Genomic DNA, 21,094 nt, shown 5'->3' with positions numbered 1-21,094 from the left:
GCAAATGGCGGGATTGCGTTGGCATGATTGGTTGTTGAGCGTTGGTCAAAATGGTTGTTTTTACAGTAGCGCTAACATGGAGCTGCCGAAGGTCGTCGGGGACGGTCCGGTGTACCCCGACATCGACCCGGACGACAAGGACGCCCTGATAGAGCGCCTCGTCCTGGAGAACGCCGTCCTCAGGGCGGTGAACGACGTTTTAAAAGCCGCGAGCCTCGACGGGATGTCGAACAGGGAGAAGACCCTGGTGATAGACCGCCTGAGGCCTGCGGGGAAGTGGTCCTTGAGAGAACTCACCGCTTTCTTGAGGATATCGAGGAGCTCCTATGACTACCAGCGGCGCGCGATCGCCAGGCCGGACCGCCTGGCGCCGCTGAGGGCCCTCGTGCGGCGCGTGTTCCTGGAGGACGGCGACGGCGCGCGCGGCTACCGCTTCGTGGTGCGCAGGCTCCGCGAGCGCGGCGCGACTTCCGCTCGGCCCTGCCGAACTTCCTGTGGCTCACCGACATCACCGAGTTCAGGCTGCCCTCCGGCAGGAAGGTCTACCTGTCGGCCATCAGGGACTGCTTCGACTCCTCGGTCGTGGCGTGGAGGGCCGGCGAGAGCCCGGACGCCGCGCTCGCCAACTCGACGCTCGAGGACGCCTGCGCGCTGCTCGCGCCCGGCGAGGGCCCCGTCATCCACTCCGACCGCGGCGGGCACTACCGCTGGCCCGGCTGGATCTCGATCTGCGAGGGGCACGGCCTCACCAGGAGCATGTCGGCCAAGGGCTGCAGCCCGGACAACGCGGCGATGGAGGGCTTCTTCGGCCTGCTCAAGAGGGAGTTCTGGCACGGCAGGGACTGGGCGGGCTGGGCCCCCGCCCGCTTCATCGAGGAGCTCGGTGGCTGGATCGGCCGCTACAATACGGAGAGGCGCAGCGATGCGCTCGGCGGCCGCACGCCGGCCGAGTTCCGCGCCGCGCTGGGAAGGGCCGCGTGACGGTCCAGGAAATCGTCCGCAGTTCCCCGTCACCGGGCCTAAAACGGGAAATTATCCACTCTCATAGTCATCAAGGCTCACAGCCTCTTACTCGGCCACCTCGCGCAGGGCCGACATCGTAGCTGCATATTGCTGCTGCAGCGCATGCATTCCCTCGCGAGCGCCGTCAACGGAGCCGGCACCGCGCAGCGCTTCGGTCACCACGACCGCCGGCTCGTACAGATTATCGAATCCCAGGTTCTGGCTCACGCCCTTGAGCGTGTGCGCTGCCATAAACGCACCTTCGGCGTCTCCTGCCGCCATGGCGGCCTCCAGCTTGTCCATGCTCTCGTCATCCAAAAACTTGAGGGCAAAGCGGGCAAGCATTTCCTCGCCCATCAGCCGAGCGCACGCGTCATCATAATTAGCGCCGATCTTCTCATACGCCTCACGCATGGAAATCATGGATTAAAACTCCTTTGGTCAAACTAAATCGTGGGAAACGCGACGACGTCAGCGGGGCGTGCCAACGTCTCGGCAATTTGGTCTTGCACCTCGAGCAGACAATCGAGCAGCAGCGGGTTAAAGGTGCCGCACTTACCGTCCAGGATCATCTGAATTGCCTCCTTGTGCGGGATAGCGTCCTTGTACACGCGCACGCTCGTCAGAGCATCGTACACGTCGGCCACCGAAACCACCTGTGCGGCAATGGGAATTTCGTCGCCCTTAAGGCCATCGGGATAACCCTTGCCGTCCCAGCGCTCGTGATGCCAACGCGCAATCTGGTACGCATATTCCATAAGCGCATTGCCGGCGTGATGGCTACCCAGCTCAAGCAGCATGTCGGCGCCGATTGTGGTATGCGTCTTCATAATCTCGAACTCCTCGGGCGTAAGGCGCCCGGGTTTGTTGAGAATCGCATCGTCAATCGACATCTTGCCGATATCGTGCAGCGCCGAAGCCAGGGCAATCGTGGAGCGCTCCTCATTGTCAAGGGAAATGGTGTCGCTACGCTGGACCAGACAGCCAAGCAGCAGCTCGGTCAGCTTTTCGATGTTCGTAACGTGCCTGCCGCTCTCGCCGTTGCGAAGCTCCATGACGCCAGCCATGATGTCGATGAGCATGCGACTGTTCTTGACACGCTCGTTGTACTGCTGGGACAGCAGGCTCGTCAGGCGGCGCTGTTTGGCGTATAGGCGGATGGTGTTGCTTACACGGCGGCGCACGACACGGGAGTCAAACGGGCGGTTGATATAGTCCGAGGCGCCTAGCTCGTACGCGCGCAGAACCATATCATCGGAGTCTTCGCTCGAAATCATGATGACAGGCAGATTGTCACCAACCGATCGGCGCGACAGACCGGCCAGCACCTCAAAGCCGCTTATGCCCGGCATGACAATGTCCAGCAGCACGAGCGACAACTCATCGCCATAGCGGTCGACAATGTCGAGCGCCGCACGACCGTTATCGGCCTCGAGGATGCAATATTCGTCCTTGAGCATCTCGCTGAGAATGACTCGGTTCATCTCGGAGTCATCGACAATAAGCACCAAAGGCCTTTCGCTTTGGAAGGCCTCGATGGAATCGGCATCGGTCACGACCGTACCGGCTTTTGCCTTAGCGCGGCTCAGTAACTGGACAGCGCGGCCAACGCCCTCATCGACCGTCTCGCCATGAATGCGAACGCCACCAACACATGCCGTCAAGCTCACGTACTCATGGCCCGGAATAATCGTGGAACGAACGGCATCGGACACCTGATGCAGGCGACGGGTGAAGTCATCGGAGGGAATATTGGGCATGACAACCACAAACTTGTCGCAGCCATAGCGCACAAGCTCGTCAGTCGAACGGATTCCGCTGCGCATGGCTGTCGCCACAGCACCGAGCGCAAGGTCGCCGGCATGACGGCCACACGTATCGTTGAAGACCCTAAAATCATCAAGGTCGATCATCGCAACGCCGGCATTCATGCGGGCGCTTCGGAGCTTTTCCTCGTAATACCGGCGATTATGCACGCTCGTCAGCACGTCGGTGTAGACAAGGTCCTCTTCTGCAGCCTCTTGCCCATCGATCGGACGCACCATCAGCAGGACATGAGGCTTGCCCTCGACCTTCAGAGGGCGCAGATGGGCACGGTACTCAACGCCATCGTTGAGCAGTTGCTCCGACACCTCATCGGAATCTGTCAAGGCCTCAAGACTTGCCTGGCGCAAACAAGGGCAGCGATCGCCGGCGAGCAGGCAGTTAGGCTCGCTCTTAATCTGATCGGCCGACAGTAAACGTACCACGGGGTAGGTCTTCGCGACACGGGCGACCTCGGCGGCAGCCTCCTCGTCGGTTAGATTGACCTCGTGATTATTGAGCATATGGGGCCCTTTCGATAGTTTCGCATGGTGGCGGTGGGTTCCATATGTTACAAGGGTAACACCTTGTCGATGCAGGTAAGCACGTGAATGCTGTTACATTTTTATGAGTTGGCAGACGGCGCGATTAAAGCCGCAGACGTGAGGTTTTGAGCACATTTGTTAACACGGCCGAAACGTTTGCGGGTGAAGTCTGCTTTGGCTATTGCGGGTGTTAGAGCCCCAGGATGCCAAGGACAGTCTGGGCAGCCGCTCCCGGGCGATCGCGCAGGCCGTTGTGCGCGCCGGGAACCATTACGAGCGGACAGTCCAAAAGCTCAGCCGCCACCCTCGTGCCCGCCTCGCGAGGCGTGCCAATCGAGAGCTCGCCCAGGAGCACGGCGGCCACCGTTTTCGACGCACGGACGCTATCCCAATCGGGAACGCAGGTCATAGTAATCCCGTATTCGTTCGCCATGAAACTGCGGCCGTTGCGCAGGGCATGCTTGGCTTCCGCCTCGGTTAACTTGGGGGCCTCAGGGTCCGAATCGCCGATGGCGCCCAGGAAGGCCCGTAATGCCCTGGAGACCTTTCCCGCGGCGATCATCTCGAGCAAAACCGGGGCCGCGCCCAGACCGGCGCCCTCATCCGTCACGGCGGGTTCATGCAGAATCGCACGCGAGATTATGGCGGGGTTTGCACGGAGAAGCTCCAGGGCCACCAACGTACCGGCACTGTGCGCGAGCACGTTTGCCGGAGCGCCAATATGCTCGATAACGACCTGCAGGTCGGCGGCTTGGGCGGCGAGGTCGTAGCGTCCGTCTGCAGCGTCGCCGCTCTCGCCGCAACCGCGGCGGTCGTAGGTAATGACGCGATAGTCACAGGCGAGCTCGCGGGCGATGCCGTCAAAAAAGACACCGTCGACGCACGCACCGTGCACGCAAACCAAGGCGGGTGCATCGGACGATACAACCGGGCCGGCATACTCGCGGCAGGCGATCGTAGTGCCCGCATTCTCGACCGTAAAATCCATACTGTGTTCCCATCATCAACGCCCATCCAGTTGCACGTCAGTACGATTGGATGGACCCGCATTGCCTTACGACTTGTTAACAGATTAACTGTACCCGACCCGAGGCTTTTCATGGCACGGCATAATGAGCGACGTGAAAAAACGAAACTTGTAAAGCAAGAGCCCACACCTTGCTTTGGAGCCGATGCTATGCTTAGGCACAATTGTCTTGAGGAGCATATGCCTATGTCTACGTTTTTGAATGCCGGCCCCATCTTTGGGCCCGTTCGCAGCCGTCGCCTGGGCCTTTCGCTCGGCGTCAACATGATGCCGGCCAGCGGCAAAATCTGCACGTTCGACTGCATTTACTGCGAAAACGGTCTCAACGCTGAGCGCCCCTGCCATGAGCCGTACAACACAGCTGCCGTGGTACTCGACGCGCTCGAGGTAAAGCTGCGCGAGATGGCAGCCGAGGGCAAGCTCCCCGATGTAATCACCTTCGCAGGCAACGGCGAGCCCACCGCCGCACCGGAGTTTCCGCAGGCCATCGCCGGCGCCGTCGCGCTGCGCGACGAGCTGGCCCCAAACACCAAGATTGCCGTGCTTTCCAACGGCACGCGCGCCGACCGTCCCCAGGTACACGATGCGCTCATGATGGTCGACGACAACATCCTCAAGCTCGATACGGTCGACCCGGCTTTTATCCAGCTGCTCGACCAGCCCGTTGGCCCCTACGATGTAGAGCACCAGATCGAGACGTTCGCGAGCTTTAACGGCCGCGTCATTATCCAGACGATCTTTTTGACCGGCGAGCACCGGGGCAAGTCTCTCGATAACACCGGCGAGGAGTACGTCGGCCCTTGGCTCGCGGCGCTCGAGCGCATTCGCCCGCAGGAGACGACCATCTACACGGTGGCGCGCGAGACACCGGTCGCCGGCCTTGCCAAAGCAGCGCCCGAGGCACTCGACACGATCGCCGCACGCGTGCGCGCCCTCGGCATCCCCTGCCAGGTGAGCTACTAGCAAAACCACGCAGCAGCCAGTGCCCGCCATCCCGCCCCATCAGTTGCGGTGATATAGTTCCTATTTGTGCTGTTAAACCGCTTAAATCGGAACTATATCACCGCAACTTTTATAGACGCGTGAGTGGGCTATACTAGCTGCGGATGAAAGGAAGTTAGCCATGTTTGACAAAGGACCCGTGCCCGGCCGCAACGACGCTTGCTGGTGCGGCAGCGGCAAAAAATATAAGAAATGCCATAGCACCTTTGATGAGCGCCTCGAGCGCTTGTGGGAAGAGGGCTGGGAGGTTCTGCCCCGCACGCTCTACAAGACGCCCGCCGATATCGAGGGCATCAAGCGCTCGGCCGCCATCAACGTGGGCGTGCTCGATTACGTAGGCGAGCACATCGCCGCGGGCATGACCACCAACCAGATCGACCAGATGATCTACGACTACACCGTCGAGCACGGCGGCACGCCGGCCGACCTCAACTACGAGGGCTACCCCAAGAGCGTATGCACCTCGATCAACGACGTGGTCTGTCACGGTATCCCCTGCGATACGGACGTGCTGCACGAGGGCGACATCATCAACGTCGACTGCTCCACGATCCTGGACGGCTACTTTAGTGATTCGAGCCGCATGTTCTGCATCGGTGAGGTCTCTGCCGAGCGCCAGCGCCTGGTCGAGGTCACCCGCGCCAGCGTGGAAGCGGGCTTGGCAGCCGTCAAGCCATGGTTGCCGCTCTCCGTTATGGCCGAAGCCGTGCAAAAGACGGTCGAGGACGCCGGCTTTAGCGTGGTGCGCGAGTACGGCGGACACGGCATTGGCAAGGAGTTCCACGAGGACCCGTTTGTGGGCTTTACCACCGAGGCGCCCGATGTGGACACCATCATGGCTCCGGGCATGGTCTTTACCATCGAGCCCATGGTCAACGCCGGGGCGCCCGACATTAAGATTAGCAAGGGTGACGGTTGGTGCGTGCGCACCAAGGACGGCAGCGATTCGGCTCAGTGCGAGGTACAGCTCGTGGTGACCGAGGACGGCTACGAGCTGCTGAGCTGGTAGCCGCAGATGCGCCGGATGCTGACGGGCAAACCCGCTTTGCATCCGGCGTTTTATTTGAACGTTTTGCCTGATAAAACCTGCCAAAATAAACCTGTCCTTTTTTGGCAGGCTGAGCGGAGATGACTGCTTGTGAACATCCTGGTTTTGTTGCCTGTCAACGACCGCCATCGTGCGATCCTCGAGTCGAGCGCTCCAGGCGAGGACTTTATCTACACGAGCGCCGACGCCGCCACACGTGAACAGGTCGCCGATGCCGACGTGATCCTGGGCAACATCGACCCTGGCATGCTCACGGCATGCGAGCATCTCCAGCTGTTGCAATTGCAGACCGCCGGCTATGACGATTACTTGGCCGCCGGCACCGTGCCGGCTGAAGCTAAGCTGTCTTGCTCGATCGGCGCCTACGGTCAGGCCGTGAGCGAGCACATGTTTACCATGGTCCTTTCCATGATGAAGCGCCTGCCCGGCTATCACGATTTGCAGCGCGAGCATCGCTGGGAGGATTTGGGGCCGGTTACCTCGCTCAAAAATGCCAACGTGCTGGTGCTGGGCGCGGGCGACATTGGCGGCCACTTTGCCACGCTCTGCCGCAGCATGGGTGCGCACGTCCGCGGCATCAAGCGCCATCCGCTCGTCTACCCCATTGTGTTTGAGGACATGGACGGCATGGACGCCCTACCTGAGCGCTTGGCGGAGGCCGACATCGTCGCATCCTTTATGCCGAGCACACCCGAGACCCGCGGCCTGGCGAACGCCGAGTTCTTCGCCGCGATGAAGCCGGGCGCCTTCTTTGCCAACGGCGGCCGCGGGGACCTTGTGGTCGCCGACGACTTGGTTGCCGCCTTGGAGTCGGGACATCTCGCCGGCGCCGCGGTCGACGTCACCGACCCCGAGCCCCTGCCCGCGACAAGCCCGCTGTGGGATGCGCCCAACATGCTCATCACACCGCATATCTCGGGCTGGTTCCACTTGGAGGCCACGCTCAACAATGTGGTCGACATTGCCGCGGAGAACTTGCGTCATCTGCAAGCGGGTGAGACGCTCCGCCGTTGGATCGAACACTAAGAATTACGCCGTTTTACAAACGGCGTAATGAGCCGACGCTGCGAGCCCGCCGTTTGGCCAACCTGCGGCGCTTTGCTGGCGCGGCCCTACCTGTGGGCTCTCGCTGACCATTATTCGACCAAAGGGGTCTAGCGCTATTTAAGCGTTGTTAGATAGCTTCTTGCGTCTTCTACGCTCATTGCTGCGACAGGCGCGTGTGAACAGAGTTTGACATCGTTGGTGACCAGTAAATCTGCTTGGGAGCGCATCGCTGCCGCAATGATTAAATCGTCTTCGTAATCGCTATGGAGATTACGCTGCTTGCTCGCCATCCATATGTCACTCAGGTCGCAGGGTACCGGCGTGGCAAGTTGCGACAACACGTCGAGGCAATCCCATGCAAGTGATGTCGCCGCCACGGCGGCATCTTGGGATAGTGAGCCATGCTCGCGCCGATACCATGCCTTATGTTCGCTTGAAATCAAATAGAACAGGTCTTTGGACGATGTCGCCGCATACAGCAAATCCACCTGCGCCGTGCATGCATCGCGTAAAAACTCAATCGCCACCGAACGACCACGTCGTGAGGGAATGAAGTAATCGAGCCACACGTTGGTGTCAACCAAGATACGCCTTGGAGCCTCACTCATACAGCCAGCTCATCTCCTCGCCATAGCGATCCGCATAGGCATTCCGTTTGAGCTCTTCGTCGTCCGATGGCTGAGCCCTGACCATATCGATTCCCGACTCACGGCAAGCGGCAGCGAACAGCTTCGACCCCTGATCCATGAGCTCGAGCTTACGTTTGGCGGCCTTTTCGCGCTCGCGCTGTTCCGCCCGGGCACGACTGGGCAGCAGGATATCCTCGAGCGCGCCGGGCCGATCAGCCAGAGATGCCGCAAGTTGCCAGAGCGCACGCACCGCTTGGCTCGGCGTCATACCGGCCCTGGAGAGAGCGGCGTCCCCACTCCTTTTAAGATCGGCATCGAGACGCACGTTGATCTGAGCGGCTGTTGTGGTCATGACCCCTCCTTAATACTTCAAAACTATCATAAAACTCTATGGTAAATACGTAAAGCATGTATAGCATTTATAAGCATTAGCCGTACTCTGTACACAAAAAGCCGCCGAGGCACACTGCACCTCGGCGGCCACGTATCACAGATCTAACTCGGTTTCACCCTTTGCATTTGCCCAGATAAAACCTGCCGAAATCAACATCCCTCTTTGGCAGGTTTTAGAGCTCCGCGCTTTCGGCTCCGTTGATATGGAGGTCGCGCTCGTAGAAGGCGGTGAGGGCGCGGATGGCGTACATCACGTCGCGTACGCCGCCGGTCTCGTAGCTTGAGTGCATGGCCAGCTGCGGCAGGCCCACGTCCACGGCATGCATGCTCGCCTGCATATTGGACAGGTTGCCGAGTGTGGAGCCTCCGGCCATATCGCTCTTGTTGGCGAAGGCCTGTGTGGGTACGTCGGCGTCATCGCAGATGGCCTGGAACACCGCGCGGCTAAAGGCATCGGTGCAGTAGTGCTGGTTGGCGGCTTCCTTAATGACGATGCCGCCGTTGAGCACAACCTGGTTGCGGGCATCGCACTTCTCGGCGTGGTTGGGATGCACGGCATGCGCGTTGTCGCAGCTCACAAGCATCGAGGCGGCAAGTGCGCGATGGTACGACTCGTCGTCAAAGCCCAGCGATCCGTTGATGCGGCGCAGCGCGTCGGCCAAGAACGTCGACATGGCGCCCTGCTTGGTCTCGGAGCCAACCTCCTCGTTATCAAAGCAGCAGAAGACCGAGATGTCATGCGCATTCTCGGCACCCAAAAATGCCTGCAGCGAGGTATAGGCGCAGGCCAGGTCGTCAAGCTTGGGCGTCGAGATAAACTCGTCGGCCCAGCCCCAAATGCGCGCATCCTGACGATTGACCAGGAACAGGTCGCGACCCAGAATCTGCTCGGGCTCAACGTCCAGTTCGTCAGCGATCAGTGCGTCAAAATCTCCCTGTTTAAGCTCGCCGACGCTGATGAGCGGGCACAGGTCGACGGCTCGGTTGGGAGCAAAGCCCTCGTTAACGCCGCGGTTCATGTGGATGGCAAGGCTCGGAATGATAGCGACCTCGCGCTCGGTAGCAAGCAGGCGGCTCTCGATACGGTCGCCCTCGCGCACCAGTACGCGGCCCGCGAGCGCCAGCGGGCGATCGAACCAAGTGTAGTCGATCATGCCGCCGTAGGCCTCGATGTTCAGACGCAGCGTCTCGCCCGCACCGTCAAGTTCGGGCACGGCCTTGACCTTAAACGTCGGAGAATCGCTGTGCGACGCCGTGAGCTGAAAATGATAGTCACCGGCAACACCGTCCTCGCCCCACGTCGCGGCCAGGTCCTCGCCCACCTTAAAGGCAACAACGCTCGAGGTGTTGCGCTGCGTGTAATAACGCCCGCCCGGCTCGATGTCCCACGCCGCATTCTCGGGCAGGTAGGTAAAGCCCGCCTCGTCGAGCTCGGCCATAATGGTCGCCGCCGTATGGAACATGCTGGGGCATGCCTCGATAAAGTCGATAAGGTCGTTGGCGGCCTCGATATCATCGGCCGTCACATGCGCGCGCTCGGGCGTTTCCTGATCCGTCATGCTCTCCCCTTTCGCTGGGTTGATGATCCCCTCCAGCATACCCCGCCACGCCAGCGCCGCACTCTTCATTCCGTGCTTAATTCCGCGCCACTCACCAAGTTGAGCCATCATGCCCGCGCTCCTTTTGCGACAATTGCGCTAACAGGACGAGAGGAGCCGTCATGAAGCCACGTAACATTGCCATCACCTGCGGTGTCGCGGGAGTCGCCGTCGGCCTTGCCGCTGCCACCGGTATCGTTTATCACAAGCAAATCAAGTCCGCCGCGTCGCTCAAACGCTTGACCGGCTACGCGGATGGCTATGACCTGTACGCAATCGACATCGCCTACGACTACGATCTCGATCGCATCATCGCCGCTGGCGTGCGCGACGACCAGGCCTACATCGATGCCGTGGTGGCGCAGGTGCTGCCCGGTGTGCCGGCACATGTCCAGGCGCCCCAGTTTGCCTGCAGCGCTTTTGTCGCCGTAGATGCCGAAGGCCGCGTGCGCACCGGTCGCAATTACGACTTTAAGGACGACACCTCGGCGCTGCTGGTGCGCAATCACCCACGCGGCGGCTATGCTTCCATCGGGCTTGCCGCCCTTAACAACCTGGGCGATAACACTCCACTTGACTCCGTCGCCGGACGCGCCGCGGCACTCATGGGCCCGTTTGCCCAGCTCGACGGTGTTAACGAATGCGGCGTGTTCATTGCCGTACTCACCCTGGATTCCAAGCCCTGTGACCAGGACACGCAACGGCCCGTCATCAACACCTCGCTCGCCATCCGTCTGGTGCTCGACCGTGCCGCCACCACGCAAGAAGCTGTCGACCTGCTTTTCGCCTACGACATGCACGCCATGGCAGGACGCGATTACCACTTCTTTATCAACGACGCCGCCGGTGACGCGCGCGTAGTAGAATGGGACCCGCGCGATCCGGACCGCGCTTTCAAAGCGACTCCTGTACGCCAGGTTACGAACTTCTACGCCTGCTATGACGACGAAGTGCTGTCCAACCAAAAGAATGGCGAGCTGGGCCATGGTAAAGAGCGCGCCGTCGCAATCGCCGATGTCCTTGACGCCCACGCCGGTACCCAGGACGAGGCAGTCGCTTGGAAGGCCCTTCGTGCCGCAGCCCAAGAGCCCAATCCGGAAGACATCACCAGCAATACGCAATGGTCGGTCGTCTTTGACAATACCGAACCCGCCGCCGCTATTACGCTGCGCCGCCACTGGGGCAACGTCGATGCCTTCGCACTGTAAGGAGCCAGGCCCGTCGACCTTACGTTCCCTGACGTTGCTTACATTTCCATACGCTTGAGCTAACACGTTTTACCCCCGTATCAACAGTGTGCGGGGGTAAACTTATGCGCATGTTATAACTTGCCCGGAAGGATTCACCATGCTTAGGATCGGTCTTCTTACTAGTGGCGGCGACTGCCAGGCGCTCAACGCCACCATGCGCGGCATTGTCAAAACGCTCATGACCAATAGCGAAGAGCCTATCGAGATTTATGGCTTTGAGGACGGCTATCAGGGCCTTATCTACAGCAGGTTCCGCGTCATGACGCCCGCCGATTTTAGCGGTATCCTCACCCGCGGCGGCACTATTCTGGGCACGAGCCGCACGCCGTTCAAGCGCCTGAACATTCCCGAGGCCGACGGCGTCGAGAAGGTGCCCGCGATGGTCCACACCTATCATAAATTGCAGCTCGACTGCCTGTTTATGCTGGGCGGCAACGGCTCCACCAAGACCGCCAACCGCCTGCGCGAAGAGGGTCTCAACGTTATCGCCCTGCCCAAGACCATCGATAACGACACTTGGGGCACCGAGCTGACGTTTGGCTTTACGAGCGCCATCGACGTCGCCACCAAGTGTATCGACGACATCCACACTACCGCCTCGAGCCACGGCCGCGTGTTTGTCATCGAGATCATGGGCCACAAGGTTGGCTGGATTCCGCTGTACGCCGGCGTCGCGGGCGGTGCGGATGTCATCTTGATTCCCGAAATCCCCTACGACATGGATAACGTCATCAAGACCATCGAGCATCGCATGGAAACCGGCAGCCGCTTTACGATCGTAGCCGTCGCCGAGGGCGCTATCTCCAAGGAGGACGCGGCGCTGTCCAAGAAGGAGTACAAGAAAAAGCTCGCCGAGCGCACGAGCCCGTCGATCGTCTACGACATCGCCAAGGAGATCGAGGCCAAGACCGGTCGCGAGACCCGCGTCGCCATCCCCGGCCACACGCAGCGCGGCGGTCAGCCCGACGCCCAGGACCGCATCTTTGCGACCCAGTGCGGCGTCGAGGCGGCACTGGGGTGCCTACGCGGCGAGTTTGGCTACATGATTGCCCTGCGTGACGGCAAGATGTGCCACATGCCACTCGAGAAGGTCGCCGGCAAGCTCAAGTACGTCGATCCCCAGAGCGATCTGGTGCGCGAGGCCAAGGCGTTGGGCATCAGCTTCGGCGACGAATAACCTCGGCCGAAATCCATCCCATCGGGCCCTCCGACCCCGCCCGACGTATTTCGATTTGGCTCCTCCCTTGACTTCGTCAAAGGTCGCCAATCGAAATCGTCGGGCGGGGTCGGAGGGCCCTGCGTTTACATACTCGCCGGGGCTATTCGTCTTCTTGCTGCGGGTGCCTGGGCCGGAATTGAGTTGCGGTGAAATAGTTCCCGCTTAGCCCGCAAATGGCTGAATCTAGAAACTATTCCACCGCAACTTACTGAGTGGGGACTCTTGGCTGCTACTTGCACTGACATTTGTCCCAAAATGGCTGGTCGTTAGGGATTGCTACCGGTAGTTGCGGTAGGGTTGGGGCAGATTCTAACTAGAAATGGTGGTCGCTACCGGTTGTTCTCGGCATACTCGGCTCATTCGATTCGACCATCAAACGAAAGGAACCACCATGGATCTTGCGATGGCACAGCGCCTCGTCGATCGCCGCAAGGCTGCCGGGCTTTCTCAGGAGGCGCTTGCCGCCCAGCTGGGTGTGAGTCGTCAGGCTGTCAGTAAATGGGAGCGCAGCGAATCCTCGCCCGATACCGATAACCTTATTGCGCTCGCCGCGCTGTATGGCGTGTCGCTGGATGAGCTGCTGTATGGGGAGGCGGCCAACGATGCCGACGACCTGGAGGACGGTAGCGCCGACACCGAGACGGCGGATGTGGCTGACGAGGCTGAGGATTCTGCCGAGCACGCCGATTGCGGCGACAAACCACTTGTCGACATTTCCCTCGCGCGCGGTATCCACGTCATTGATCCCAATAAGGGCGAGGAAGTCCATGTTGGTTGGAGCGGCATCCATGTGACCAACGAGCGCAAGGGCGAAGAGGTGCATGTGGGGCCGGGCGGCGTGCATATCGATACGCTTGAGGACGATGGACATAGCGTGCGCACCAATGACGATGGCACCGTCACCATCGACGGCGAGACGTTTTCCAGCTGGAAGGAAGCACACGACAAGCTCGACCATCATGGCAAGCATTTCCACACCAAGGTCGGACGTGCATGGAACAAATTCCCCTTCCCCGCACTTGTCACTCTCGCCTATCTGGTGCTCGGCATTGTCTACGGCACATGGGCCACGGGACTCTTCCTCGTCTTTTTGGTTCCCGTTTACTACGCGATTGGTGACTTCATCGATCGGCGCCACCTGTCTAAGCTGATCGAGGCCATCTACCCGGCAGCCGCCATCGCTTGGTTCCTCTACATGTGGCTCTGTTTGGGACAGCCCCATCCTGCATGGATCATCCTCATCACGATTCCCGTCATAAAGGCGCTCATGCGCTGGTGCCGCAAACAATGGAAGCACCGCAAACAGGCCTAACACGCTCCGACCCACCAGCACCCAACCGCCCCCGCCCTTCTCCTAAGTTGCGGTGAGATAGGGACTGTTTTGAAGCTCCAAAGCGCCAAACAGTCCCTATCTCACCGCAACTTACAAACAACTGGGTCAGTTCCGGCACGGAGATTAGCATTGAGCTGACCGCGCGCCAAGAAAAGGGCCTATTTACTACGTTTAACTCGAGAGGGCCGACCATACTCGCCTTTTCCGAAAACTGGCAAGCCCTCTACCTGCGGTTTTAATTTCATAATCTTTGTCACGGTCGAGGGTGTGGTAGCAAACGTAGTAGATAGGCCCATTTTGTGGCATACGACCCATACAAGCCCAATCTCGAAGGCCAAAGAGAGCCTCTCATCCACGCCTGCGAGCGAAAACCAAATAGAATGAAAGGCAAATGGAAAGCCCGTTTGACGGGGCAAACGCCGGGCCACATAATGGTTGTCCGGCGTTTGCCCAGATAAAACCTGCCAAAATAAACCTGTCCCTTTTTGGCAGGCTACTCGGCGCTCTTGAGGGCGCCGACCATGTCGATCTTATTGAGGGTGCGATTGGTAGCGAGGTTGACGATGATCGTAAAGCCGAAGGAAAGCACCACGGCAAGCACGTAGCTCAGCGGCTCGACTTCGACGTCAAAGTACAATGACGGCATCTGCAAGATGTACGTAAAGCTCTCGGCCAGCGCACCACCCAGCGGTACGCCCAGCGCGGCACCAATCGCCGTGAGGATCAACGTCTCCTTGTTGACGTAGTGGTGCACCTCGCCACGGCGGAAGCCCAGCACCTTAATGGTCGCCAGCTCGCGCTCGCGCTCGGAGATATTCGTGTTGGACAGCGTAAACACCACCACAAACGACAGGCACGCCGCCATAAAGGTCACGAGCACCACGACCGAATTGATAATCGTAAAGTTCGCCTCATAGTTTTCCCAATGCTCGGCCGTACTCGAAATCGTAAGCCAACCGTCGCTCTTAAGATTCTTGCTAAACGCAATCTGGTCGGCCGACGAGCCCTTAAGCAGCACAAAGACGCCGTTGAGGCGTGCGCTTCGACCGAACGCGCGCTCATAGGTGCCCTGCGTCATGTAAAGCGTGTTGCCCAGATAGTTAAGCGAAATGTCGCTGACTTTGACCTTGGCGACATTGAGCGACGAATCCTGGACGTGTGCCGTATCGCCCGGCTGAATCCCCAGCACCAGCTGTGAACTCTTACTCAGATACACGTCTCCGTCACGCAAAGACAGCGGCTCTTTGGACTCGTCCTCGAGGCGCACATAGTCGTCCAGGTCGTTCGTGCGGTCATCGGGCACCACGATCAGCTGCACGGTCTCGCTCTTGCCGCCAAACGTAAAGGTGACGTTGTCGGTCATAATCGGCAGCGTCGAAGTCACGGTCACGTTGGAATCATTGGCCGCGCTGCGCTCATCCAACGCCGCGCACGTCTGCGAAAAATCGTCGGGATTGGCGACCGCCAGCAAGTCATAGCGCGTGATATGCCCATACTGCTTGGGCGAAAGCGCGACCGACGTGTCGCGAATACCCATACCGCAGATCACAAGCGCGGTGCAACCCGCAATGCCAAAGATGGTCATAAAGGCGCGCTTTTTATAGCGGAATAGGTTGCGTGCAGTGACCTTGTTCAAAAAGCCCATGCGGCGCCAAATAAAGCCGATGCGCTCAAGCAAGATGCGCGAGCCGGCACGCGGAGCCTTGGGACGCATGAGCGAGGCCGGGGTCTCGGCCATCTCGTGGCGGCAGGCGATAATCGTGGCGCCCACCACGCCCACGGCAAACAGCGCCACCGACACAATCGACGACACGATGTCGTACGAAAGCAGCATCTGGGGCAGCGAGTACATGTCGTCGAACACCGTAAACAGGAACAGCGGCAGGCCCACAAATCCGATGATATTGCCGAGCACGCCGCCGATCAGACAAGCCCACAGCGCATAGTCCACGTATTTGGACAGGATACGTCCGCGCGAATAACCGAGCGCCTTATACAGGCCGATGAGCGTGCGCTCCTCCTCGACCATGCGCGTGGCGGTGGTAAGGCTGATGAGCACGGCGACGATAAAGAAGATGAACGGGAACACCGTGGCGATGGCCTCAATTGACGAGCTATCGCTCTCCACGCTCGAGTAGCTTGCGATATTGCCGCGGTCCTGGATGTACCAGGTGCATTCACCAAGGTCAGAGAGCTCGGCGCGGGCATCGGCAAACTGCTGGTCGGCGGCGGCACGGCGCTGGTCCAGGTCGGCTTGCGCCTGCGCACGCTCGTCGCTGCCCTCGGCCATGCGATTGATGTTGTCCTGCTCAATCCCAAAGAGCATATTCGCCTGGCGCTCGGCCGCATCCAAGCTTGCCGGCGTGTCGACCGTCAGTTCCTGAGCGCGCGCTTTCTCACGCTCCTCGCGGATCTTCTCGATATTGCCCTTGACCTCATTGATCTTTGCCGCGTAGGAATCCGAATAGGAGTTGAGGCTCTTGGCTCCCTCGACGATCACGTGGACCGCGGAGTAGGAAGAAGATGTCGCGGCGTCCTCGCTCACATAGAACTTATAGTCCGCCGCCGAAGCAGCGCGAAAGGCGTTGACTGTCGAGTCAGAACTTACATCAGTGGGGTCGAGGACCTCAGCCGTAATGGTGTAATCGCCCGCGGCAAACTGGTCCTTGGCGCTTTGATTGGACGAGCTCGCGTCATTGGCGGCAAAACTCACCGTATCGCCGATTTTCTTGCCCGATGCCTTCAGGAACTTCGAAGTCACCGCGACTTCATCGGCGCTCTCGGGCAAATCGCCGTTCACGAGCACCGGCTGATCGATGTTCTCCTTGGAGAGACTCTGCACGACCACGCGCTCTCGCGTTGTACCCACGGCGGTGTAGGCGGTCTCGGTGTAGATGCCCTCGGCCGTCTCGACACCATCGACCTCTTGGATGGCGGCGAGATCATCGTCGGTCAGGCCATAGGTCGACTGGACGTTGATATCGTAGACATTCTGCTGGTCAAAGTAGGCGTCGACCGAATCGCACAGATCCTCGCAGCCCGCCTTAAGGCCGCACATCACACTCACGCCGAGCGCGGTGATGACCACAATGGACAGGAAGCGCTTAAGGCTGCCTCGGATTGTGCGGTAGATGCCACGGCGAAAAACCGTCGGCACCATATCGTTTGAGCTTTGAGCGGTACGGTAGGTCGTAAACTCCCGGTCGCGCTCCGTGTGCTTAGCATCGCCGGTTTGGCTGTTTTGGCGGTCTTGGTCCATGGGCGCTACCACTCGATCGTCTCGATAGGCACGGGATTTTGCTGAACCGTCTCGCTCTCCACGCGGCCGCTCTTAAAGCGGATCAGGCGATCGGCCATGGGCGCCAGCGCGGAGTTGTGGGTGATGATAATGACCGTAATGCCCTGTTTGCGACAGGTGTCCTGCAACAGTTGCAAGATCTGCTTGCCGGTTTTGTAGTCGAGTGCACCCGTGGGCTCGTCGCACAAAAGTAGCTTGGGGTTCTTGGCCAGCGCGCGGGCGATGGACACGCGCTGTTGCTCGCCGCCCGAAAGCTGCGCCGGGAAGTTGGCGAGGCGCTCACCCAAGCCAACCTGGCAAAGCGTTTGCTCGGCATCGAGCGAATCGGGGCAGATTTGCGCCGCAAGCTCAACATTTTCGAGCGCCGTCAGGTTGGGGACCAGATTGTAGAACTGAAAGACAAAACCCACGTCGGCGCGGCGGTATTCCACGAGCTGTGCCTCGTTGGCGGAGCTCACGTCGCGCCCGTCCACCGTCACGGTGCCGGAGGTTACCGTATCCATACCGCCCAGGATGTTGAGCGCCGTGGTCTTACCGGCACCCGAAGCACCCAGAATGATGGCGAGCTCACCGCGCTCGACCGTAAAACTCGCGCCGTCGAGCGCATGAATGCGGGCGTCGCCCTCGCCGTATGCTTTGATGACGTCTTTGAATTCGATATAGGCCATCGATCGGTTCCCATCTGGTCGGATAACTCTTTAGTATTACCCATTTCGCACCGACCAAAAAGGGACAGGTTTATTTTGGCAGGTTTTATATGGGGAAACGGCAGCTATAGATGAGGCGCCGGGGAGGCAGAGAAATCATCGACGGGGTCAGGCCGACCGCCAAACACAACGTACGCATCTCTATCTGTCAGACAAATCATTCGAACAGCTGTTCGTTTCTATGATATGATTCCGTTATCTAAGCAGGCCAATACGCAGAAAGGCGGCCAACATGGCGTTCGACTTTAAGAAGGAATGCAAGGAGCTCTACAAACCTGCAAGCAAGCCGAGTATCGTAACTGTCCCGCCCATGAGCTACGTTGCCGTTCGCGGCAAGGGCGACCCAAATACCGAAGGTGGCGAGTATCAAAACGCCCTGCCGCTGCTTTACGGAATCGCCTATACCGTCAAGATGTCGAAGAAAGGCTCAAGGAGTATCGAGGGCTATTTCGACTTTGTGGTACCGCCGCTCGAGGGTTTCTGGTGGCAAGACTCCCCGAGCGGCGACATCGATTATGTACGCAAGGACGATTTCAACTTTATCTCGTGTATCCGCCTGCCCGATTTCGTCACCCGAGATGACTTTGACTGGGCAGTCGCGGAAGCCACGGCCAAAAAGAAACTGGACTTTTCCGCCGTCGAGCTGCTTAAAGTTGACGAGGGTCTCTGCGTTCAATGCATGCACACCGGGCCCTACGACAACGAACCGGCGACCGTAGACGCTATGCATGAATACGCGACCGAGCTGGGCTATGTCCCCGACCTCTCAGACACCCGTTTACATCACGAAATCTATCTCTCCGATCCACGCAAATGTGCACCGGAGAAACTTAAGACTGTGGTTCGTCATCCTATCAAGCGCGCTGAATAGCGTTGGGCGCCGTTCCGCGCATCAGGTTTTAGGCCAGGCAATCAGCCGCTCCAAGGTCATCTGGCAGCTTCCTTGACGCAGGTCATCGTATCTTATAATTTTATGTCTCTAAAGCTGGAAAGCCTCTCAACGATGCGCAACTCCAGCTCTTTTTATATCAAGAGGCTTAAATGAAATACCAGAAGTCGTGGATATCCATCAACGAACAGATAGCACTATTGACAGAAAACAAGGGTCTTAAGTGCTCTGATCAAAACGAACTCGAGCAAGCTTTGGTCGAAGTCGGCTACTACAGGCAAAGTACTCGAGCGTCACTCCTCGTACGCGCCCTCAAGCCGAAGCAGCCACTCCTTGCGGTCAAGCCCGCCGGCATATCCGTTGAGCGATCCGTCGGCCGCCACCACGCGATGGCACGGCACGATAATCGAAACTGGATTACGCGCGACCGCAGCCCCCACCGCACGGGGGGACACAACGGGCGCCTCGTTTCCCGGCACCCGATGGCGGGCGGCGACACGCTGGGCGATCTCGCCATACGTAGCGACCTCACCACGCGGAATAGAAAGCAGCTCGTACCAAACTTCACGCTGAAACGCCGTACCGATCATATGCAACGGCGGCGTAAACCGAGGCTCCTGCCCTGCAAAATAAGCATTCAGCCAAGCCCAGGAACACTCAAGCACCGAAGAGGCCGCACCATTTGCCGGATTCGCCGACGACATGCCGCCAATACCGGAAACCGCGTCGGCGCCTTCAACATGTTCGGAGTCTTCCCGTAGAAGCGTGGAGCCAAAATGCTCCTGCCCCTCAAACCAAAGTCCCGTCAGACCGCGGCCATCAGCGGCAAGCAGGATTTCGCCCAAAGGCGAAGCAAACGTCGTCGTGACCACCAGCGGCTCCTTTCAAAACTCCGCACCATAATACCGCGAATTGTGCAGACAACCCCAATCGACCCCAAAGTCACCTCGGGCAGCAGGCGCGAAGCGCCGCAGCTGCCGGCCGCGCCCCACAGTCCCCCAAGGCGGCAGGCGCGAAGCGCCGAGGCCGCCGCCGGGACCAAGACCCGCAATGGCCACGCGCCCCCACATCAGCCCAGCGGCCCCAACCAACAACGGCCCCATCGCAGGCCGCTCGCAGCAGCGTCACCGCAGGCGGGGGCCGGGCTTGGTTTTCAGAACACTCCGCAGACCAGTGTGGCGCCTTGTCCGCGGCTCCGAAGGAGCAGGACAAGGCGCCACACATGGTCGAGGACGTTCTGAAAACCAAGCCCGGCCCCCGCCGGACAGGTCACACTACTCGCAGAGCAGCTTAGCGATCTGGACGGCGTTGGTTGCCGCGCCCTTACGGATTTGGTCGCCGCAGCACCAGAAGGTGATGCCACGCGCGGCCTCGGGGTTCGAGATGTCGCGGCGCACGCGACCGACCCAAATCAGGTCCTGGTCGGACGTATCCATCGGCATGGGGAAGCGGTCGTGCGCATCCTCGGCGCTCATGTCGTCAACCAGCTTCACGCCCGGGGCAGAAGCCAGCGCAGCACGGGCCTCCTCAACCGTAATGTCACGCTCGAACTCGAGCGTAATGCTCTCGGAGTGCGAGCGCAGCACAGGCACGCGCACGCAGGTGCAGTTCACGCGCAGCTCGGGCAGATGCATGATCTTACGGCCCTCGTTCTGCAGTTTCATCTCCTCGGAGGTAAAGCCCTCCTCCTTGACGCCGCCAATCTGCGGAATCAGGTTGCTCGCCAGCTGGGCGGCAAACGCGCGCGGCTCGGGAATCTCCTCGCCACGGCCCAGGGCGGCCAGCTGAGCCTCGAGCTCGGCCATACCGGGCGCGCCAGCGCCCGAAGCTGCCTGATACGTGGACACGATCATACGCTTCACGCCGGCAAGCTGGTGCAGCGGCCAGGTGGGAACCAGGCCGATAATGGTCGCGCAGTTGGGGTTGGCGATAAGGCCGTGATGCCATTTGATATCGTCGGCATTGATCTCGGGCACGACCAGCGGCACCTCGGGATCCATGCGGAAGGCGTGGCTGTTGTCGACCACGACGGCTCCGCGCTTGACGGCCTCGGGCAGCAGCTCCTTAGCGATATCGTCGCCGGCAGCGCCGAGCACGATGTCGCAGTCCTCAAAGGCCTCGGGGCAAGCCTCTTCGATCACGATTTGCTCGCCGCGGAACTCAACGGTCTTGCCCGCGGAGCGTGCGCTTGCCAACAGCTTGAGCTTGCCGACCGGGAACTCCTGCTCGTTGAGGCACTCGAGCATCTGGGTGCCCACGGCTCCCGTCGCGCCCAAAATAGCAACCGTGTACTGTTTCATGCTT

17 protein-coding genes and 1 pseudogene are annotated in these 21,094 nt (G+C 59.8%); 8 read left to right on the top strand and 10 right to left on the bottom strand.

The window, feature by feature from the left end; all coding sequences use genetic code 11:
• Window positions 1-420: 420 nt before the first annotated feature.
• Window positions 421-981, top strand: a pseudogene (locus tag ACRX4W_RS08575) (IS3 family transposase); the annotation flags it as partial.
• A gap of 87 nt (window positions 982-1,068) precedes the next feature.
• Here ACRX4W_RS08575 and ACRX4W_RS08570 read toward each other — a convergent pair.
• From ACRX4W_RS08570 to ACRX4W_RS08560, 3 genes are all read right to left on the bottom strand, one after another.
• Complete coding sequence (locus ACRX4W_RS08570) at window positions 1,069-1,425, bottom strand: Hpt domain-containing protein (protein WP_055252489.1); 357 nt, start codon at window positions 1,423-1,425, stop codon at window positions 1,069-1,071.
• A gap of 23 nt (window positions 1,426-1,448) precedes the next feature.
• Window positions 1,449-3,329, bottom strand: coding sequence for a diguanylate cyclase (locus tag ACRX4W_RS08565; protein ID WP_118081116.1), 1,881 nt, complete (start codon window positions 3,327-3,329; stop codon window positions 1,449-1,451).
• A gap of 211 nt (window positions 3,330-3,540) precedes the next feature.
• Entirely contained in the window at window positions 3,541-4,338 is a 798-nt protein-coding gene (locus ACRX4W_RS08560; RefSeq protein ID WP_055252491.1) for an alpha/beta fold hydrolase, read from the bottom strand.
• A gap of 225 nt (window positions 4,339-4,563) precedes the next feature.
• Between ACRX4W_RS08560 and ACRX4W_RS08555 the strand changes: the two genes are divergently transcribed.
• The 3 genes from ACRX4W_RS08555 (at window position 4,564) to ACRX4W_RS08545 (ending at window position 7,453) form a co-directional block, all read left to right on the top strand.
• Window positions 4,564-5,340 (top strand): radical SAM protein, encoded by a 777-nt coding sequence (locus ACRX4W_RS08555; RefSeq protein ID WP_055252492.1) that lies wholly within the window; start codon window positions 4,564-4,566, stop codon window positions 5,338-5,340.
• 160 nt (window positions 5,341-5,500) lie between these two features.
• Window positions 5,501-6,388, top strand: coding sequence for a type I methionyl aminopeptidase (gene map, locus ACRX4W_RS08550; protein ID WP_118081118.1), 888 nt, complete (start codon window positions 5,501-5,503; stop codon window positions 6,386-6,388).
• Window positions 6,389-6,517: 129 nt separating this feature from the next.
• Window positions 6,518-7,453 (top strand): D-2-hydroxyacid dehydrogenase, encoded by a 936-nt coding sequence (locus tag ACRX4W_RS08545; protein ID WP_118081120.1) that lies wholly within the window; start codon window positions 6,518-6,520, stop codon window positions 7,451-7,453.
• Window positions 7,454-7,587: 134 nt separating this feature from the next.
• On the opposite strand, the gene ACRX4W_RS08540 is transcribed toward ACRX4W_RS08545, so the two are convergent.
• The 3 genes from ACRX4W_RS08540 to ACRX4W_RS08530 all read right to left on the bottom strand — a co-directional run bounded on the left by ACRX4W_RS08540 (window position 7,588) and on the right by ACRX4W_RS08530 (window position 10,055).
• Window positions 7,588-8,058 (bottom strand): type II toxin-antitoxin system VapC family toxin, encoded by a 471-nt coding sequence (locus tag ACRX4W_RS08540; RefSeq protein WP_158567280.1) that lies wholly within the window; start codon window positions 8,056-8,058, stop codon window positions 7,588-7,590.
• 16 nt (window positions 8,059-8,074) lie between these two features.
• Window positions 8,075-8,455 (bottom strand): translation repressor RelB, encoded by a 381-nt coding sequence (locus ACRX4W_RS08535; RefSeq protein ID WP_118081124.1) that lies wholly within the window; start codon window positions 8,453-8,455, stop codon window positions 8,075-8,077.
• Between the two features lie 214 nt (window positions 8,456-8,669).
• Complete coding sequence (locus tag ACRX4W_RS08530) at window positions 8,670-10,055, bottom strand: M18 family aminopeptidase (RefSeq protein ID WP_233543019.1); 1,386 nt, start codon at window positions 10,053-10,055, stop codon at window positions 8,670-8,672.
• Window positions 10,056-10,216: 161 nt separating this feature from the next.
• On the opposite strand from ACRX4W_RS08530, the gene ACRX4W_RS08525 reads away from it, so the two are divergent.
• From ACRX4W_RS08525 to ACRX4W_RS08515, 3 genes are all read left to right on the top strand, one after another.
• Entirely contained in the window at window positions 10,217-11,302 is a 1,086-nt protein-coding gene (locus tag ACRX4W_RS08525) for a carcinine hydrolase/isopenicillin-N N-acyltransferase family protein (protein WP_432300058.1), read from the top strand.
• Between the two features lie 139 nt (window positions 11,303-11,441).
• The gene (locus ACRX4W_RS08520) at window positions 11,442-12,521 is read left to right on the top strand and encodes a 6-phosphofructokinase (protein WP_432300056.1); all 1,080 of its coding nucleotides are present in this window, start codon (window positions 11,442-11,444) and stop codon (window positions 12,519-12,521) included.
• Between the two features lie 433 nt (window positions 12,522-12,954).
• Entirely contained in the window at window positions 12,955-13,875 is a 921-nt protein-coding gene (locus tag ACRX4W_RS08515; protein ID WP_432300054.1) for a helix-turn-helix domain-containing protein, read from the top strand.
• A gap of 514 nt (window positions 13,876-14,389) precedes the next feature.
• Here the strand turns inward: ACRX4W_RS08515 and ACRX4W_RS08510 are convergent.
• Together ACRX4W_RS08510 and ACRX4W_RS08505 are read right to left on the bottom strand one after the other, a co-directional pair.
• Complete coding sequence (locus ACRX4W_RS08510; protein WP_432300053.1) at window positions 14,390-17,155, bottom strand: FtsX-like permease family protein; 2,766 nt, start codon at window positions 17,153-17,155, stop codon at window positions 14,390-14,392.
• 5 nt (window positions 17,156-17,160) lie between these two features.
• The gene (locus ACRX4W_RS08505; RefSeq protein ID WP_055286850.1) at window positions 17,161-17,862 is read right to left on the bottom strand and encodes an ABC transporter ATP-binding protein; all 702 of its coding nucleotides are present in this window, start codon (window positions 17,860-17,862) and stop codon (window positions 17,161-17,163) included.
• A 271-nt stretch (window positions 17,863-18,133) separates the two neighbouring features.
• Here ACRX4W_RS08505 and ACRX4W_RS08500 point away from each other — a divergent pair, with 271 nt between their 5' ends.
• A complete protein-coding gene (locus ACRX4W_RS08500; protein WP_117840228.1) occupies window positions 18,134-18,772 on the top strand; it encodes a GyrI-like domain-containing protein in 639 nt (212 codons plus the stop codon).
• Window positions 18,773-19,083: 311 nt separating this feature from the next.
• On the opposite strand, the gene ACRX4W_RS08495 is transcribed toward ACRX4W_RS08500, so the two are convergent.
• Both ACRX4W_RS08495 and ACRX4W_RS08490 read right to left on the bottom strand, forming a co-directional pair.
• Window positions 19,084-19,662 (bottom strand): methylated-DNA--[protein]-cysteine S-methyltransferase, encoded by a 579-nt coding sequence (locus tag ACRX4W_RS08495; protein ID WP_432300051.1) that lies wholly within the window; start codon window positions 19,660-19,662, stop codon window positions 19,084-19,086.
• A gap of 402 nt (window positions 19,663-20,064) precedes the next feature.
• The gene (locus ACRX4W_RS08490) at window positions 20,065-21,090 is read right to left on the bottom strand and encodes an aspartate-semialdehyde dehydrogenase (RefSeq protein WP_432300049.1); all 1,026 of its coding nucleotides are present in this window, start codon (window positions 21,088-21,090) and stop codon (window positions 20,065-20,067) included.
• Between the last annotated feature and the right edge of the window lie 4 nt (window positions 21,091-21,094).

This window comes from Collinsella aerofaciens (genome assembly GCF_964283865.1).
GTDB lineage: Bacteria > Actinomycetota > Coriobacteriia > Coriobacteriales > Coriobacteriaceae > Collinsella.
The sequence above is the reverse complement of the archived record's forward strand: the minus strand, read 5'-3'. Positions and strand labels throughout refer to the sequence as shown.

Bases quoted from the DNA above. Each gene is read 5' to 3' on its own strand.
- ACRX4W_RS08535 (WP_118081124.1), bottom strand. From the start codon at position 8,455: ATGACCACAACAGCCGCTCAGATCAACGTGCGTCTCGATGCCGATCTT.
- ACRX4W_RS08520 (WP_432300056.1), top strand. From the start codon at position 11,442: ATGCTTAGGATCGGTCTTCTTACTAGTGGCGGCGACTGCCAGGCGCTC.
- ACRX4W_RS08490 (WP_432300049.1), bottom strand. From the start codon at position 21,090: ATGAAACAGTACACGGTTGCTATTTTGGGCGCGACGGGAGCCGTGGGC.
- ACRX4W_RS08525 (WP_432300058.1), top strand. From the start codon at position 10,217: ATGAAGCCACGTAACATTGCCATCACCTGCGGTGTCGCGGGAGTCGCC.
- ACRX4W_RS08500 (WP_117840228.1), top strand. From the start codon at position 18,134: ATGGCGTTCGACTTTAAGAAGGAATGCAAGGAGCTCTACAAACCTGCA.
- ACRX4W_RS08565 (WP_118081116.1), bottom strand. From the start codon at position 3,329: ATGCTCAATAATCACGAGGTCAATCTAACCGACGAGGAGGCTGCCGCC.
- ACRX4W_RS08510 (WP_432300053.1), bottom strand. From the start codon at position 17,155: ATGGACCAAGACCGCCAAAACAGCCAAACCGGCGATGCTAAGCACACG.
- ACRX4W_RS08515 (WP_432300054.1), top strand. From the start codon at position 12,955: ATGGATCTTGCGATGGCACAGCGCCTCGTCGATCGCCGCAAGGCTGCC.
- ACRX4W_RS08560 (WP_055252491.1), bottom strand. From the start codon at position 4,338: ATGGATTTTACGGTCGAGAATGCGGGCACTACGATCGCCTGCCGCGAG.
- ACRX4W_RS08570 (WP_055252489.1), bottom strand. From the start codon at position 1,425: ATGATTTCCATGCGTGAGGCGTATGAGAAGATCGGCGCTAATTATGAT.
- ACRX4W_RS08555 (WP_055252492.1), top strand. From the start codon at position 4,564: ATGTCTACGTTTTTGAATGCCGGCCCCATCTTTGGGCCCGTTCGCAGC.
- ACRX4W_RS08530 (WP_233543019.1), bottom strand. From the start codon at position 10,055: ATGACGGATCAGGAAACGCCCGAGCGCGCGCATGTGACGGCCGATGAT.
- ACRX4W_RS08505 (WP_055286850.1), bottom strand. From the start codon at position 17,862: ATGGCCTATATCGAATTCAAAGACGTCATCAAAGCATACGGCGAGGGC.
- map (WP_118081118.1), top strand. From the start codon at position 5,501: ATGTTTGACAAAGGACCCGTGCCCGGCCGCAACGACGCTTGCTGGTGC.